The sequence below is a fragment of the Citrobacter sp. 21OH12SH02A-Citro genome (genome assembly GCF_027919895.1).
GTDB classification, from domain to species: Bacteria; Pseudomonadota; Gammaproteobacteria; order Enterobacterales; family Enterobacteriaceae; genus Citrobacter; species Citrobacter braakii.
In genome coordinates, this window is the sequence record NZ_CP114801.1 from 4476821 (window position 1) to 4493286 (window position 16466).

Below are 16466 nucleotides of genomic sequence, written 5' to 3' on the forward strand. Positions count from 1 at the left end.
CATGATTCGCCGCGCGATTCTGAAAGCGGTGGCGATCCCCGGTTACCAGGTACCGTTTGGCGGACGTGAAATGCCGATGCCCTACGGCTGGGGAACCGGCGGTATTCAGCTCACCGCCAGCGTGATTGGCGAGCCGGACGTGCTGAAGGTAATTGACCAGGGCGCGGATGACACCACTAACGCCGTGTCGATTCGCAACTTCTTTAAACGCGTGACTGGGGTGAACACCACCGAGCGCACGGAAGACGCGACGCTGATCCAGACCCGCCACCGCATCCCGGAAACGCCGCTGGTGGAAGACCAGATCATTATCTTTCAGGTCCCGATCCCCGAGCCGTTGCGCTTTATCGAGCCGCGCGAAACGGAAACCCGCACCATGCACGCGCTGGAAGAGTACGGCATCATGCAGGTGAAACTGTATGAAGATATCGCCCGCTTCGGCCATATCGCCACCACTTACGCCTATCCGGTGAAGGTTAACGACCGCTACGTCATGGACCCGTCGCCAATTCCAAAATTCGACAATCCGAAGATGGACATGATGCCGGCCCTGCAACTGTTTGGCGCAGGCCGCGAAAAACGCATCTATGCCGTTCCACCTTACACCCGCGTGGAAAGCCTCGATTTCGACGATCACCCGTTTACCGTGCAGAGCTGGGATGAGCCTTGCGCCATCTGTGGCTCAACCCACAGCTATCTCGATGAAGTGGTGCTCGATGACACCGGCAAACGCATGTTTGTCTGCTCCGACACCGACTACTGCCGCCAACAGAGTGAGGCCCTCAGCAAATGACGCAACCGCTGCTTTCAGTCAACAACCTGACCCATCTCTACGCGCCGGGCAAGGGCTTCAGCGATGTCTCTTTTGACCTGTGGCCTGGCGAAGTGCTGGGTATCGTCGGCGAGTCCGGTTCCGGCAAAACCACGCTGCTGAAATCGATCTCTTCACGGCTAACGCCGCAGAGCGGTGAGATTTTGTATCAGAACCGTTCGCTGTACGGCATGAACGAGGCCGACCGTCGCCGTCTGCTGCGCACCGAATGGGGCGTGGTGCATCAGCATCCGCTGGATGGCCTGCGCCGTCAGGTCTCCGCTGGCGGCAATATCGGCGAACGCCTGATGGCCACCGGGGCGCGCCACTACGGCGATATTCGTGCCACCGCGCAGCGTTGGCTGGAGGAAGTGGAGATCCCGGCCTCGCGTATCGACGACCTGCCAACCACCTTTTCCGGCGGCATGCAGCAGCGACTGCAGATCGCCCGCAACCTCGTCACCCATCCCAAACTGGTGTTTATGGACGAGCCCACCGGCGGTCTGGACGTTTCCGTACAGGCCAAACTGCTGGACCTGCTGCGCGGCCTGGTGGTGGAACTGGATCTGGCAGTGGTTATTGTCACCCACGATCTGGGCGTAGCGCGCCTGCTGGCCGACCGTTTGCTGGTGATGAAGCAGGGTCAGGTGGTGGAAAGTGGGTTAACCGACCGCGTACTCGACGATCCGCATCATCCGTATACCCAGTTGCTGGTGTCATCTGTTTTGCAAAACTGATTTTGTCTTGCCGGGTGGCGCTTCGCGACCCGGCCTACGGATCGGCATCGGTTGTAGGCCTGATAAGCGAAGCGCCATCAGGCAATCGAACGCAAAAATGCTTAAAGAGGCTAAAAATGAACGCGATTCGCGTTGAAAACGTCAGTAAAACCTTTGTACTGCATCAGCAAAACGGCGTGCGTCTGCCGGTGCTGCAAGACGCCACGCTGGAAGTTAAAAACGGCGAATGCGTGGTGCTGCACGGTCACTCTGGCAGCGGCAAATCCACGTTGCTGCGTTCGCTGTACGCCAACTACCTGCCGGATGAAGGACACATCCACATCCGCCACAGCGACGAATGGGTCGATCTGGTGCAGGCTCCGGCGCGTAAAGTGCTGGAAGTTCGCCGTTCAACCATCGGCTGGGTAAGCCAGTTCCTGCGCGTGATCCCAAGGATTTCTGCGCTGGATGTGGTGATGCAGCCGCTGCTGGATCTCGGCGTGTCGCGCGAGGAGTGCGCAGCCAAAGCGGCTAACCTGCTTACCCGCCTGAATGTGCCGGAGCGGCTGTGGCATCTGGCGCCGTCGACGTTTTCCGGGGGCGAACAGCAGCGCGTCAATATCGCCCGAGGGTTTATCGTCGATTACCCAATTCTACTCCTCGATGAGCCCACCGCCTCGCTGGACGCCAAAAACAGCGCCGCCGTCGTCGCATTGATTGAAGAAGCGAAAGCCCGCGGCGCGGCAATTGTCGGCATTTTTCACGATCAAACCGTGCGCGACCGCGTCGCGGATCGCCTGCACCTGATGGGAACAACAGCATGATTATCAATAATGTAAAGCTGGTGCTGGAAGATGAAGTGGTGCAAGGATCGCTGGAAATTGAGGGCGGAACGATCCGCGCCTTTGCCGAAAGTCAGAGCCAACTGGCCCAAGCGATGGACGGAGAAGGCGGCTGGCTGCTGCCAGGGCTTATCGAGCTGCATACCGACAATCTCGACAAGTTTTTCACCCCGCGCCCGAAGGTAGACTGGCCCGCCCACTCGGCGATGAGCAGCCACGACGCGTTGATGGTCGCCAGCGGCATTACCACCGTGCTGGACGCGGTGGCGATTGGCGATGTGCGCGACGGTGGCGACCGTCTGGAAAATCTGGAGAAGATGATCAACGCGGTGGAAGAGACGCAAAAGCGCGGGGTCAATCGCGCCGAGCACCGCCTGCATTTGCGCTGCGAGCTGCCGCATCACACCACCCTACCGCTGTTTGAAAAACTGGTCGGTCGTGAGCCGGTGACGCTGGTATCGCTGATGGACCACTCCCCCGGCCAGCGTCAGTTCGCCAATCGCGAGAAGTACCGCGAGTACTATCAGGGCAAGTATTCACTTACCGACGAGCAAATGGCCCGCTACGAAGAAGAACAGTTAGCTCTGGCTGCACGTTGGTCGCAACCCAACCGCACGGCGATTGCTCAGATGTGTCGTGAGCGCCAGATAGCGCTGGCGAGCCATGACGATGCCACCTGCGATCATGTGCTGGAATCGCATCAACTTGGCAGCGTGATCGCCGAATTTCCTACTACCTTTGCCGCCGCAGAGGCCTCGCGCCAGCATGGCATGAACGTGCTGATGGGCGCGCCCAACATCGTGCGCGGCGGTTCTCACTCCGGCAACGTTGCGGCGCATAAGCTGGCTGAGCTGGGGCTGCTGGATATTCTCTCCTCCGACTACTACCCCGCCAGCCTGCTCGATGCGGCATTTCGCGTGGCAGACGATGACGCCAACCGCTTTACGCTGCCGCAGGCCATTCGTCTGGTGACCCGCAATCCGGCGCGGGCATTAAATCTCGACGATCGTGGCGTTGTAGCCGAAGGTAAACGCGCGGATCTGGTGCTGGCGCATCGCAAAGGCGATCACATCCATATCGACCACGTCTGGCGTCAGGGCAAAAGGGTATTCTGACTATGGGGAAACTGATCTGGCTGATGGGGCCGTCTGGCTCCGGTAAGGACAGTCTACTGGCAGAACTTCGCCAGCAGGAACCTGCGCAACTGCTGGTGGCGCACCGTTACATCACCCGCGCCGCCAACGCCGGGAATGAAAACCATATTGCCCTCAGCGAACCAGAGTTTTTTACCCGCGCCGGGCAGAACCTGCTGGCGCTGAGCTGGTATGCCAACGGCTTCTATTACGGCGTCGGCGTAGAGATTGACCTCTGGCTGCACGCCGGTTTTGATGTGGTGGTCAACGGCTCGCGCGCGCATCTGCCCCAGGCGCAGGCCCGTTACGGCGCTTCTTTACTTCCCATTTGCTTACAGGTTTCCCCGGCCATTTTACGCCAGCGCCTGCAGGCACGTGGGCGGGAGAGCGAAACGGAAATCGCTGCCCGCCTTGAACGCGCGGCGCGCTACACGCCGTATGACTGCCACGTCCTGAACAATGATGGAAGTTTGCTACAGTCTGTCGATACACTGCTCACCCTGATGGGACGCAAGGAGAAGAAACATGTCTGTCTGTGAATTACGCCGCGCCACGCTATACGATACCGATGCGGTTTACGCGCTTATCTGTGAGTTGAAACAGGGCCAATTCGACCTGCAGGCCTTTAGCGCCGGCTACGCCGCAAATCTGCAAGATCCCAATATGCACTACCAGCTGGCGCTGCTCGACGGACAGGTCGTCGGCTTGATCGGTCTGCACCTGCAGTTTCATCTGCACCACGCCAACTGGATTGGCGAGATCCAGGAACTGGTGGTGATGCCACAGGCGCGAGGACTAAAAGTGGGTAGTCAGTTACTGACCTGGGCCGAAGCCACCGCGCGCGAAGCGGGCGCAGAAATAACCGAGCTTTCTACCAGTACCCAACGCCTTGACGCGCACCGCTTTTACCAGCGCGAAGGCTATACCATGAGCCATTTTCGCTTCACCAAACCGTTGTAGGGGGAGCCATGAGTCTGACCATTACGCTGACGGGAACCGGCGGCGCGCAACTGGTGCCAGCATTTGGATGTGACTGTGCGGCCTGCCAACGAGCACGCTTACAGGCGCAATACCGTCGACGCCCTTGTAGCGGGGTGGTCAAATTTAACAATGCGCTGACGCTGCTGGACGCGGGGATCCCGCATCTGATGGACGACTGGCCAGCAGGCAGCTTCCAGCAGTTTCTGCTCACCCACTACCATATGGATCACGTGCAGGGGCTGTTTCCGCTGCGCTGGGGCGTGGGGGCGACTATCCCGGTGTACGGTCCGCCGGATGAACAGGGATGCGACGATCTGTTTAAGCACCCTGGCATCCTCGATTTTAGCCATACCGTCGCGCCATTCGTGGTGTTTAACCTGCAAGGGTTGCAGGTTACGCCACTCCCGCTCAACCACTCAAAGCTGACGTTTGGCTATCTGCTGGAGACCGCGCACAGCCGCGTGGCGTGGCTCTCCGATACCGCCGGACTTCCCGACAAGACGCTGAAGTTTCTCCACAATAACCAGCCTCAGGTGATTATCATCGACTGCAGCCACGCCCCGCGCGCCGAGCCGCCACGTAATCACAGCGATGTAAATACCGTTATCGCCTTGAACGAGGTTATCCGCTGCCCACGGGTGATCCTGACGCATATCAGTCATCAGTTTGATTTGTGGATGATGGAGAATCCGCTACCGACAGGGCTCGAAGCCGGGTATGACGGAATGGAAATTGTGCTGAGGTAGGTTTACATCGCACTAAAACACTTGTTAACAGGTCTCTGCCCCCTATAACCTTGCCAGCGAAAGATTGCGCTAACGATCGTAATCTTCTTCCATTCTGCGCTCTTCGTCTTCTAACTGACGCCGTTCCTGATCGAGCTGGCGCTGGCGGTCATCCAGTTGGCGGCGTCGGTCTTCAAACTGGCGGCGGCGATTATCATACTGTCTGCGACGATCGTCACTCATCTGTCGCTGCCAGCTTTCATCACGAGAGTCGTCATAATCCCGCCCGCTGTCCGGTTTGTAGGCGTCGTTAATTGCCTGCTGAATATTGCCGATGGCGTCATCGATAATATCCGCCTGCGCCGATACGGTGGTCATCATCAGCAGAGTGAAAAGTAAGAATGTCGCGGAGCGTTGCATAAAACCAGCCTCATCAAGAAACTCGCCCCACGGTAATCAAAGCGTATTTGCGCGGGTAGCGGAGGAATCTCAATTACGCGAATGCCGCAGCGCCTGCGCCAGTTCTCCCCGGGTGAAGGGCTTACGCAATAACGCCACATCTGGCAGCGCCGGGTTATGCGCCGGACGTAAATCCTGGCCGCTAATCAGTAGGATGTTCAGTTGTGGATAATGTGCCAGCGCATGATTAATCACATCCACACCGCTTAAACCGCCGGGCAGCATTAAGTCGCTGATAAAAATATCAATCTCGGATGAAGCCGCCAGCATATGCATAGCCTGTTCGCCGTTGGCGGCCTCTAACGTCAGGTAGCCCAGCAGGTGTAATTGCTCACATAACGTCTGGCGCACATCGGCTTCATCTTCGAGAACCAGCACCAGTTTTTCACCGCGAGTCGGGGTGTGCTGTGCGATTGGCTCCACCGGTGTCTGCACCGGCACAACCGCGCGAGGAAGCTGCAATCTGACCGTCGTTCCCTGCCCAGGGGCGCTTTCAATCTCCACGCGACCACCGGACTGGCGTACAAAACCGTAGACCATCGACAGCCCCAGCCCACTGCCGCTGCCGGTCTGTTTGGTGGTGAAAAACGGCTCGAAGACCTGAGCTTTCACCTCCTGCGACATCCCGCTTCCCTGGTCGGCAACTTCCAGCATCACCATATCCTGCTTACGCCCATCGCTGCGCGTGACCCGCTGATTCCAGGTACGGATTTTAATCGTGCCCGCCTGCCCGTCCATGGCGTCACGGGCATTCATCACCAGATTGATAATGGCGTTCTCCAGTTGGCTGACATCAATCCACGCGGGCCAGGCGGGAGACTGGGCTTCAATCTCCAGCGTCAACGTAGCCGGAAGAGAGTGGCGCATCAGTTCGCCCAAATTTTCCAGCAGCGTTTTCAGCTCCACCGCATGGGGATGCAACGACTGTTTGCGCGAAAAGGCCAGCAGCCGCTGGGTAAGGAGCGCCCCGCGCTCGGCGGCTTTTAGCGCCCGATTGACCCGTGGCGCGTCAGGAGAGTCTGGGTTCACCAGATCCAGGCTGCCAATAATGACCGCCAGCAGGTTATTGAAATCATGCGCTAATCCGCCCGTCAGTTGCCCTACCGCCTTCAGTTTCTGACTGTGCAACAGCGCTTCCTCCAGCCCCTGGCGCTCGGTGCGGTCGATTTCCATCTGGCTGGTTTTTTCTTTTAGCAGTCGGGTGGTGTGCTCCAGCGATGCCGTATTACGGGCGAAGACGCTAAAGGCGCGGGCCAGCTCGCCCAGCTCATCGCGCCGCTGCAAGGCCGGGACGCTAACGTCCGATTCACCGTGCGCCAGCCGGGTCATCGCCCGCGAAATGGCCGTCAGGTTAGAACCGAGGTTACGGTAGATATACCAGCCGGCAAAACCGGTGATCACCACCGCCAACAGCGCAAATACCAAAATAAACAACGCGCCAGATTGCAGTTCCTGATGGCTTTGCGCTACCCGCTGTTCGGAGATCAGCGCCACCTGCGAAGCATACCGGTTGATATCGCTGTTGAGGATCGCCACCAGCGCTTTGATATGAAACATATACCAGTTGATCGCCAAATCGCTCTGCTCAAGCGCAGAAGAGAGCGGCTCCAGCTTATGCAACTCCTGGTTGAAGTCGGTGAGGATGTTGGTAATCAGCGGACTGCTATTTTGCACAGGCAGCGCGGGCATCACGCCGTCCAGTTGTTTCACCACCGAACGCGGCGTGGGTGTTTCAATGGCGGCAACAATTAAGCGGTCTATCTGCCCCAGCAGCACGTAATCCTGCGCGCCGGTCAGCTTTTGCAGATGACGTAAATAACTTTGATTCTGATACAGCGAACTGAGCAGGGCGTTACGTTCCAGATGTCGCCGTTGCCCGCGCTGCAGCATACCTTCCACGCTGCTTTGTAGCTCCTGGCTGCGCTGAATAATACGCTCGACCAGCGCCGGCTCCTGCTGCGCCAACGGCGCGGTGGCCAACTGTTCCAGCGAATGCTTCAGCGCCCGTTGCGTCTCCTGCAGCCGCTCCGCTTCACCTTTGTATTCCAGCGCGCCGACCACCTGCGACAGCCGTACCGCCGCCGTCGCCACGTTCGCCGTATCCCGGGCCAGGTTCATGCTGCCGGTCATGTCGTCAACGGTTTGCTGCTGCACCTGTTCCTGGATTTGACTGGCATGCTGAAACCCCAGCACCGCCACACCGCTTACCATCAGCGTGACCGTCACCACCAGCAGATTGAAGAACAGCAATCGTCCGCGCGCACTGGCGAAAAAGTGACGTCCTGGTTGCGGCATATCACGCTCCGTGAAGAAAAATCGCAATATGACAAATATGAACGGCTTCTGACATTTTGCATTTACATTCCTGTGATGGACTGCTGATATCGGCCAACCCACAGGAGATCCGCTATGAGCAGGACACCGGTTCTGGAGATGCGCAACATTGCCAAAGCGTTTGGTAAATTTTACGCGCTGAAAGGGGTCGATTTAACGGTCTGGCCGGGTGAGATTCATGCCTTGATGGGGGAGAACGGCGCGGGGAAAAGCACCCTGATGAAGATCCTCGCGGGCGCGTATACCGCCACCAGCGGTGAGATCCTGATCGACGGTCAGCCGTTTCACATTCGCGGGCCAAAAGACGCGCTCAGCGCAGGCATCACGCTGATTTACCAGGAGATGCAGCTCGCGCCGAACCTGACGGTGGCGGAAAATATCTTTCTTGGCAGCGAGCTGTCGCGCGGCGGTCTGGTCCAACGTAAAGAGATGGTGATGCAGTCGCAAAAAGTCATCGACCGGCTCGGCGCCCAGTTTAAGGCCAGCGATCGCGTGATGACGTTGACCATCGCCGAACAGCAGCAGGTGGAAATCGCCCGCGCCCTGCACCGTAACAGCCGCATTCTGGTGATGGATGAACCCACTGCCGCCCTCTCCTCACGTGAAACCCACCGCTTGTTTGAACTGATCATGCGCCTGCGCGATGAGGGGATGGCGATTATCTACATTAGCCACCGCATGGCGGAGGTATATGAACTCTCGGACCGCGTCAGCGTCCTGCGCGACGGGCAATATGTTGGCAGCCTGACCCGCGACAAACTCAACGCCTCTGAGCTGGTGCGCATGATGGTGGGCCGACCGTTAAGCGATTTGTTCAACAAAGAGCGCGATATTCCCTTAGGTAAAGCGCGCCTCAACGTCCACCACCTGACCGACGGCCATAAAGTCCAGCCGTGCAGTTTGCTGGTGCGCTCCGGGGAGATCGTCGGACTTGCCGGGTTAGTCGGCGCCGGGCGTTCTGAACTGGCTCAGCTGATTTTTGGCGTGCGTAAAGCCATCGGCGGCATGATTGAAGTAGACGGTGAACCGGTGGTGATCCACTCCCCTCGCGAGGCGATTGACCACGGCATTGGCTTTCTGACGGAAAACCGCAAAGAGCAGGGATTGTTTTTAGAGCTAGCGGCAGCAGAGAACATCACCATGGCGACGCTGGAACGTGACGCCAACTGGGGCATGCTCGATCGCAAAAAGGCGCAGGCTATTTCCGATGACGCCATCCAATTGCTCAACATCCGCGTTCCGCACGCCCAGGTACGCGCGGGCGGGCTGTCCGGCGGTAATCAGCAAAAGCTGCTGATTTCACGCTGGGTCGCGATCGGCCCACGCATTTTGATCCTCGATGAACCCACGCGCGGCGTGGACGTTGGCGCCAAAAGCGAGATCTACCGGATCATGAACGACATGGCGCGCAAAGGCGTGGCGATCCTGATGATCTCCAGCGAATTGCCGGAAGTCGTCGGTATGAGCGATCGCGTGTACGTCATGCGGGAAGGCAGCATTGCAGGTGAGCTGAACGGGCAAAGTATTACCCAGGAAAATATTATGACGCTGGCAACCGGCGTGAACGACTCCCATCATCAGGCGGTGTCCCATGAATAATCCAACCACTCCCCAGCAGGTGGCGAAATCCGCCTCCGCGAAAAAATTGCTGATGAGCGATCTGATGCAAACGGTCGGCATCTTGCCGATTCTCATCCTGATAGTGGCGGTGTTTGGCTTTATCGCGCCAAACTTTTTTACCGAAAGCAACCTGTTGAATATAACCCGCCAGGCGTCGATCAACATCGTGCTGGCGGCAGGCATGACCTTCATTATTTTGACCGGCGGGATCGACCTCTCGGTTGGCTCGATTCTCGGCACCACCGCCGTCGCGGCTATGGTCGTTTCGCTAATCCCTGAATTTGCCATGCTGTCGATTCCGGCGGCGCTGATGCTCGGTCTGGTGCTGGGGTTGTTTAACGGCGCGCTGGTTGCTTTTGCCGGACTGCCACCGTTTATCGTCACGCTTGGAACGTATACGGCGCTGCGCGGCGCGGCCTACCTGCTGGCCGACGGCACGACGGTGATCAATTCCAATATCAGCTTTGAGTGGATCGGTAACAACTATCTTGGTCCGGTTCCGTGGCTAGTGGTCATTGCGCTGGCGGTGGTGGTGATGTGCTGGTTCATTCTTAGGCGCACCACACTCGGCGTTCATATTTATGCGGTCGGCGGCAATATGCAGGCCGCTCGTTTAACCGGTATCAAAGTGTGGCTGGTGCTGCTGTTCGTCTACGGCATGAGCGGTGTGCTCTCAGGTCTTGGCGGGGTGATGAGCGCCTCACGGCTATACAGCGCCAACGGCAACTTAGGCATGGGTTACGAGCTGGACGCCATCGCGGCGGTGATCCTCGGCGGTACCAGCTTTGTTGGGGGGATCGGTACCATCACCGGCACGCTGGTAGGGGCGTTGATTATCGCCACGCTCAATAATGGCATGACGCTGATGGGCGTCTCCTATTTCTGGCAACTGGTGATCAAAGGGGCGGTGATCATCATAGCGGTACTGATCGACAAATACCGTACCCGACACCATCAAAGTGCATAACAACAACATCTTACTTCGAGGAATACAGCATGAGATTGAAGCCCTTAGTCACCGCGCTCTGTGCTGGCGCACTGCTTGCTGCAGCTCCGTTTGTGCAGGCAAAAGAACTGAAATCGATCGGCGTTACGGTGGGCGATCTGGCCAACCCGTTCTTCGTGCAGATCACCAAAGGCGCGGAGCTGGAAGCACGCAAACTGGCGGGTGATAGCGTTAAAGTGACGCTGGTTTCCAGCGGCTACGATCTGGGACAACAGGTGTCGCAAATCGACAATTTTATTGCCGCCAAGGTCGACATGATTATCCTTAACGCCGCCGACTCCAAAGGCATCGGCCCGGCGGTAAAACGCGCGAAAGACGCAGGGATTGTGGTGGTTGCCGTTGACGTAGCGGCGGAAGGCGCAGATGCGACCATTACCTCCGATAACACCCAGGCGGGTGAAATGGCCTGTAAATACATTACCGGCCGTCTGAAAGGGAAAGGCAACGTCGTCATTATCAACGGGCCGCCGGTTTCCGCCGTCCAGAACCGCGTGGAAGGCTGCCAGACCGAGTTTAAACGCCACCCGGATATCAAGGTGCTGTCGTATAACCAAAACGCCAAAGGCAGTCGCGAAGGCGGACTGGAGATCATGACCGCGCTGCTGGCGGCGAATCCGAAGATCGACGGCGTATTCGCCATTAACGATCCTACGGCGATCGGTGCCGATCTGGCAGCAAAACAGGCACAACGTAGCGAATTCTTTATTGTCGGCGTAGACGGATCGCCAGACGCTGAAGAAGCGTTGAAGCGGGAAAACTCACTATTTGTGGCGACGCCTGCACAAGATCCGCAGGTGATGGCTGCCAAAGCGGTCGAAATCGGCTATGACATATTGCAGGGGAAACCCGCCCCGAAAGAGCCCGTACTGATCCCGGTGACGATGATCGATAAAAACAACGTCGGCAGCTATAAGGGTTGGACGGTGAAATAACCCCTTAACCGACTGATGCTCTCCTGCCGCAAAGAGAGTAAAAGAAGTATGAGCGCCCGTCAGGGCGCTTACCTCATAAAAACTGAGAGTAATAAATATCCATTTCCCGCTCTATATTTTGACTCACTATCAAAGAATAAATCATAATTGCCGTATAAATAACCAGAATGCCGATAACTAAAGGAGTAAACGTATACCAGGGATGATTATTGAACATTTCCGTTGGCACGAGACTTACAAACCCTATACCCCATAAAATAATTGCGCAAACAATTATGATTTTCCAATAATTCCCGAAATCGAGCTTACCAAGTGCAGGCCAACATCCTGGATATTTAGCAGTTATTATTCCGGTTTGAATCGTGCCTGCGGATGCACTGGCGAATAACTGATGTCCTTGACCATATTTTGCAGCATCCGCAGCCAACGCCAATACAACCCAACGCTGAACCTCTGTGCTTTGCCCAGTAACGGCTTCCAGTTCATATCGACTATCGGCCAAAATGTTCACTTTTGCGTTTTCCACCCCACTAAACATTACGAATTTTGACTGTTTATCCAATGAGTTGAACCACATCTTTTTAATTTTACTCACATCCACTTGTTGAGCAGATAAATATGCACTTACGATTTCATCAAGATAATATGGAGTACTGTCCATCATACGCAATAAATATAAAGGTGTGTCTTTATCTTCAAGCAATTTTGCATTGGTAAAAATAAAGGCATTAGCACTTTCGAAAAAATCAGAATTATTTTTATTGTGCAATTCAACTGTAATAACCAGGTTGTTTTCAGAAATATTTAGGCCAACCCAACCATTGATTAATGAATAATCCGGACAATCATGAAGAATATTAACGTCTCCGACCTTATTGCTGGAGATGCCCAGACTTGCGAGTACCGCCCTGAAACTATTGCCGATAGTGTCATCCGCACCCTTAACATACAACCAGGTATTAAACGGACGATACTCTTTGACAAGAGAATTCTTGAGTGGTTCTATCAACCGGCTTAGCACTTTATCAACTCTGGCGTCATCCATTGAATCAACTTCGATATCAATTCGTAACGGCGTTGCAGAACCTGCTGGCGCTTCCCCTTCTAGTTTCTGAATTTTTAATGCCAGTTCAGGCACCGGGAGAATTGATGAATAGTCTAAAAGAGGCAATGCCTGTATTGCCCAGTTTTTCCACTTATACATACCATACTGCTCAAGGTAACCCGCATAATAAAACGGAAAAGATATTATACCGTGAATGATTATCACCACACACCAGATTACTAACACTATTAGAGAAGGGATTACTATTGCATTCCATGTCAAATCATCAGCAACTTTCTTTTCCTGAAACCAGTTTAATATATAGTACATCATACATAACAAGAATATAGCACAGCTAATAACCAGCATAATATTTAGCGGGAATTTTCCTGGGTCTTGATAGGGATTCTTGTTTGGTATCTTCCATTTACTCATTTGCTTGTCCCCGCCATTGGCAGAGTGGTTTTTATTGCACAACCGCATGCAGCCCTACACCCATCCACAACAACGCCTCTACCGTCCATTGTCCAGGTTGGTTCAAAATCAAGTATGGGAAAGGTCCCTTTATGCGCAACACAAAGAACAGTATCCCCCATTAAAGCGACAGGAATTCCCATAAACTTGCTACCAGAAGCTTTGTTCACATACCCACCGTTTTCCAGCGGGTCATTTAGCCTGATTACACCTTTCATATTATTTTCCCGCATCCAGGTCACAGCGCATCCGGGTCCATCCCTTATAGCCCACCACCTCTGGTTCTTTGTCGGGCAGGTTTTGATAATTTGCCTTATAACCCTCCGTTAAATGGGCTAAAGCAGCTTTCATAAAAACGACCGTCCCCCACGCCGCACCAGGAGATTCAGGTCTCATATGAGCGTCTACATACTTACCCTTGGATTTATGTTTACCTGGCCTGTAGAGATAATACGTGTCATCAAAGAACTTATAATCTATACCCGGCCCGCCGGGTTTTAGACGCGGATCGTCAAAAGGGTATGAACTCATATACAAATGATTCTGCGAAGTGGTAATAAATGCCTGATTATTGACCACCACCACTCTTTTGATTTCTTTTCCTTCCGGATAATCACGCATTACCCCATCTGAATTTCTTTCCAGCGCCGGGAAAGAAGCCATATAGGTTGCGACCCGCCATGTTTGACCATAGTCTTTGGATATCAGATAAGCCGTTGGTTCCCAGTCTGGAATGAATATATATTTATCGGATGGGTGGATATAGGCCCCAGTGAAAATTCTGAAGGAAGCAAATTTACCATCAATTAACTCTTTGTGAATATTTCGTGTGGTATCATGATACCAAAGCGCGCCATCACAATTGAAGCCTTTCAATTCCAGATAGCGGTTATCATCAAATCGATAAATAATCTGTGAGGGTGATTTTGTACAGGCAGAGACGGCGCATAGCGAGATTGCTCCGATTATTATTTTTAACATACTTCTCATTTTCATTATTTATCCTTAAACGTTAAGCGACTCAGGCATATCCCATTGCAGATTGGAAATCTCTGTATTATATATTTCATTATACTTGGCAGGTTTAACTGTAGTTGAATGATAGAACTCGTTAACCACACCAAATTTCCCCTTTGGCAAGATATCATCGGGTTTATTCATATAATCTTTTGTATCTGCTTTATTCAGGATACCCGTATCATAATAATCAACAGTCTTTTGCAGACCATTTTTCTTCATACGCCAGTCCCCACGGCGAAGTAGTTTTACCCAGAACTCACCATTTTCGTAATCAAATGCCCTGCATATCCCCACCGCCAGATCGAAGGCCATTGCTTTCGCTGGGGCATCTTTTGACATGACAATAGAGGAATGCTGGCTGTAACCAACAGGGTCTGAGTGCATCCATTCTTTTTTCAGTTCATCCGCCGTTTTTTCATAAATCAGCTGTACGGTTTTATTGTATCCCCCTCCAAGGACAACGCCTTTGGTATAACGCTTACCATATTTATTGCTGAACATTGTGAGTTCTGCTGGTGTTAATTCCCGACCTGGCTGTAAAAAATCGAAACCTGCGCCGCTGAGACTTTTAATATCTGTCTCAGTACGGGAAATAGTAGTGGCTTTTGCAGAAAATGAGATGACCTGATCGGGGGAATCAGGCTCTAACGAATATTGATACTTGCTCTCACCCCCCTGTAGTTGATGCTTAAAAGTAACGGGAAGTTGTTCACCATTAATCACAACATCGGAAAACGTATATTGTTTAGTAAAACCCGTATCCTGATTAAAACTTCCCTTTTTTAACGTCGGCATTTCAAAAGGCACGCTTTGGGGGCTACAACCTATATCGGGGCCATTTTCGCAGAAAACACGCTGGCGCAAATTCTCTATGCCACTCGCAATGTCGTGAGGTATGCCTCGCCAGCCAAAACCCTGCACGTTAAGTAATGAGACAACACTGTCATTGGGGCAAAAATAGTTATACACCTTGCCGAAGTTATTGCGGGTATAGAGCTTATTCTTGCGCCATTGAGAATGGGTTTTACTCAGACATGTTGCGCCTTCTATATCATCAATTTCCGCTCCGGTGTGGTATTCTCCTTTGCCATATTTATCGTTTGTCGCCATCAAATGACAGAAATTTTTAAACGTCTGCTGACGGGCGCGATCCGTCTGGTGATGTCCGGGGGTCGCACTCTCGGCAAACGTATTTTCAAGCGCATAGGGGGAGTGATTAAGAATAACGCAATCAACGGGGTCCGCCCCTGCCGATTTAACCAGCATATTGGCAAGCATGGTAATGATCGTTCCCTGGGAGTGCGCAACAATATTGATAGGATCGAATTGGGTTGCCGGTTCTCTTCGAATCATCAGGATTAAATCGGCCAGCCGCTGCGCGGCAAAAAACTGATAAATACGGTGAGGGTTATCATAAATAGGATGCGTAAAATCCCCACCATTCATATGAAATGAAGCAAATCCTGCAGCGCCATTCGTCAGGCCGCCGGAGCCCGGGCCTAACATATCCGGAATAGTGGTTGTCGCATTCGCAAAGGTACCACCGCCTTTGGCATACACATCGTCGAGAACATTACCGAAATTATCATTCTGATATTTCAACGTGGTTTGAGGAGGTGATGCTGCCAACTTACTGATTTAGTGTATGATGGTGTTTTTGAGGTGCTCCAGTGGCTTCTGTTTCTATCAGCTGTCCCTCCTGTTCAGCTACTGACGGGGTGGTGCGTAACGGCAAAAGCACCGCCGGACATCAGCGCTATCTCTGCTCTCACTGCCGTAAAACATGGCAACTGCAGTTCACTTACACCGCTTCTCAACCCGGTACGCACCAGAAAATCATTGATATGGCCATGAATGGCGTTGGATGCCGGGCAACCGCCCGCATTATGGGCGTTGGCCTCAACACGATTTTCCGCCATTTAAAAAACTCAGGCCGCAGTCGGTAACCTCGCGCATACAGCCGGGCAGTGACGTCATCGTCTGCGCGGAAATGGACGAACAGTGGGGATACGTCGGGGCTAAATCGCGCCAGCGCTGGCTGTTTTACGCGTATGACAGGCTCCGGAAGACGGTTGTGGCGCACGTATTCGGTGAACGCACTCTGGCCACACTGGAGCGTCTTCTGAGCCTGCTGTCGGCCTTTGAGGTCGTGGTATGGATGACGGATGGCTGGCCGCTGTATGAATCCCGCCTGAAGGGAAAGCTGCACGTTATCAGCAAGCGTTACACTCAGCGCATTGAACGGCATAACCTGAATCTGAGGCAGCACCTGGCAAGGCTGGGACGGAAGTCGCTGTCGTTCTCAAAATCGGTGGAGCTGCATGACAAAGTCATCGGGCATTATCTGAACATAAAACACTATCAATAA

Annotated in this window: 16 protein-coding genes and 1 pseudogene; 11 read left to right on the forward strand and 6 right to left on the reverse strand. The window is 53.9% G+C overall.

Annotated elements, in window-relative coordinates; translation table 11 throughout:
- Position 1: 1 nt before the first annotated feature.
- The 7 genes from phnJ (at position 2) to phnP (ending at position 5229) form a co-directional block, all read left to right on the forward strand.
- A complete protein-coding gene (phnJ, locus tag O6D90_RS21595; RefSeq protein ID WP_049259807.1) occupies positions 2-793 on the forward strand; it encodes an alpha-D-ribose 1-methylphosphonate 5-phosphate C-P-lyase PhnJ in 792 nt (263 codons plus the stop codon).
- A complete protein-coding gene (gene phnK, locus O6D90_RS21600; RefSeq protein ID WP_003844769.1) occupies positions 790-1548 on the forward strand; it encodes a phosphonate C-P lyase system protein PhnK in 759 nt (252 codons plus the stop codon). The genes phnJ and phnK overlap by 4 nt, the downstream gene beginning before the upstream one ends.
- 116 nt (positions 1549-1664) lie before the next feature.
- Positions 1665-2351 carry a phosphonate C-P lyase system protein PhnL gene (gene phnL / locus O6D90_RS21605; RefSeq protein WP_016155474.1) on the forward strand — a complete coding sequence of 229 codons (687 nt, stop codon included), beginning with the start codon at positions 1665-1667 and terminating at the stop codon, positions 2349-2351.
- Positions 2348-3484 carry an alpha-D-ribose 1-methylphosphonate 5-triphosphate diphosphatase gene (gene phnM, locus O6D90_RS21610; protein WP_016155473.1) on the forward strand — a complete coding sequence of 379 codons (1137 nt, stop codon included), beginning with the start codon at positions 2348-2350 and terminating at the stop codon, positions 3482-3484. Before phnL ends, phnM begins: the two co-directional genes overlap by 4 nt.
- A 2-nt stretch (positions 3485-3486) precedes the next feature.
- The gene (gene phnN / locus O6D90_RS21615) at positions 3487-4041 is read left to right on the forward strand and encodes a ribose 1,5-bisphosphokinase (RefSeq protein ID WP_271143222.1); all 555 of its coding nucleotides are present in this window, start codon (positions 3487-3489) and stop codon (positions 4039-4041) included.
- On the forward strand, positions 4028-4462 hold the full coding sequence (phnO, locus tag O6D90_RS21620) for an aminoalkylphosphonate N-acetyltransferase (protein WP_016155472.1): 435 nt from the start codon (positions 4028-4030) through the stop codon (positions 4460-4462). The genes phnN and phnO overlap by 14 nt, the downstream gene beginning before the upstream one ends.
- Before the next feature lie 8 nt (positions 4463-4470).
- On the forward strand, positions 4471-5229 hold the full coding sequence (gene phnP, locus O6D90_RS21625) for a phosphonate metabolism protein PhnP (protein ID WP_016155471.1): 759 nt from the start codon (positions 4471-4473) through the stop codon (positions 5227-5229).
- A gap of 69 nt (positions 5230-5298) precedes the next feature.
- Here phnP and yjdP read toward each other — a convergent pair whose 3' ends face one another.
- Both yjdP and O6D90_RS21635 read right to left on the reverse strand, forming a co-directional pair.
- The gene (yjdP, locus tag O6D90_RS21630; RefSeq protein WP_016155470.1) at positions 5299-5628 is read right to left on the reverse strand and encodes a DDRRRQL repeat protein YjdP; all 330 of its coding nucleotides are present in this window, start codon (positions 5626-5628) and stop codon (positions 5299-5301) included.
- Between the two features lie 69 nt (positions 5629-5697).
- Entirely contained in the window at positions 5698-7962 is a 2265-nt protein-coding gene (locus tag O6D90_RS21635) for a hybrid sensor histidine kinase/response regulator (RefSeq protein ID WP_016155469.1), read from the reverse strand.
- Between the two features lie 114 nt (positions 7963-8076).
- Between O6D90_RS21635 and O6D90_RS21640 the strand changes: the two genes are divergently transcribed.
- Genes O6D90_RS21640 through O6D90_RS21650 form a run of 3 tightly spaced genes read left to right on the forward strand, consistent with a single transcriptional unit; the run spans position 8077 to position 11559 of the window.
- Entirely contained in the window at positions 8077-9600 is a 1524-nt protein-coding gene (locus tag O6D90_RS21640; protein ID WP_016155468.1) for a sugar ABC transporter ATP-binding protein, read from the forward strand.
- Positions 9593-10588 (forward strand): ABC transporter permease subunit, encoded by a 996-nt coding sequence (locus tag O6D90_RS21645; protein WP_016155386.1) that lies wholly within the window; start codon positions 9593-9595, stop codon positions 10586-10588. Before O6D90_RS21640 ends, O6D90_RS21645 begins: the two co-directional genes overlap by 8 nt.
- A 29-nt stretch (positions 10589-10617) precedes the next feature.
- Complete coding sequence (locus tag O6D90_RS21650; RefSeq protein WP_016155467.1) at positions 10618-11559, forward strand: ABC transporter substrate-binding protein; 942 nt, start codon at positions 10618-10620, stop codon at positions 11557-11559.
- A 73-nt stretch (positions 11560-11632) separates the two neighbouring features.
- Here the strand turns inward: O6D90_RS21650 and O6D90_RS21655 are convergent, their stop codons facing one another.
- From O6D90_RS21655 to O6D90_RS21670, 4 genes and pseudogenes are all read right to left on the reverse strand, one after another.
- A complete protein-coding gene (locus tag O6D90_RS21655; RefSeq protein WP_016155466.1) occupies positions 11633-13039 on the reverse strand; it encodes a hypothetical protein in 1407 nt (468 codons plus the stop codon).
- A complete protein-coding gene (locus tag O6D90_RS21660; protein ID WP_016155465.1) occupies positions 13036-13296 on the reverse strand; it encodes a PAAR domain-containing protein in 261 nt (86 codons plus the stop codon). The genes O6D90_RS21655 and O6D90_RS21660 overlap by 4 nt, the downstream gene beginning before the upstream one ends.
- Position 13297: 1 nt before the next feature.
- Positions 13298-14074 carry a T6SS immunity protein Tli3 family protein gene (locus tag O6D90_RS21665; protein WP_016155464.1) on the reverse strand — a complete coding sequence of 259 codons (777 nt, stop codon included), beginning with the start codon at positions 14072-14074 and terminating at the stop codon, positions 13298-13300.
- 9 nt (positions 14075-14083) lie between these two features.
- Positions 14084-15712: pseudogene (locus O6D90_RS21670) on the reverse strand (T6SS effector phospholipase Tle3 domain-containing protein); the annotation flags it as partial.
- Positions 15713-15768: 56 nt separating this feature from the next.
- Between O6D90_RS21670 and O6D90_RS21675 the strand changes: the two are divergent.
- A protein-coding gene (locus tag O6D90_RS21675) for an IS1 family transposase (protein WP_151884388.1) occupies positions 15769-16466 on the forward strand; the annotation gives its coding sequence in 2 pieces (ribosomal slippage) (positions 15769-16018 and positions 16018-16466; 699 coding nt in all).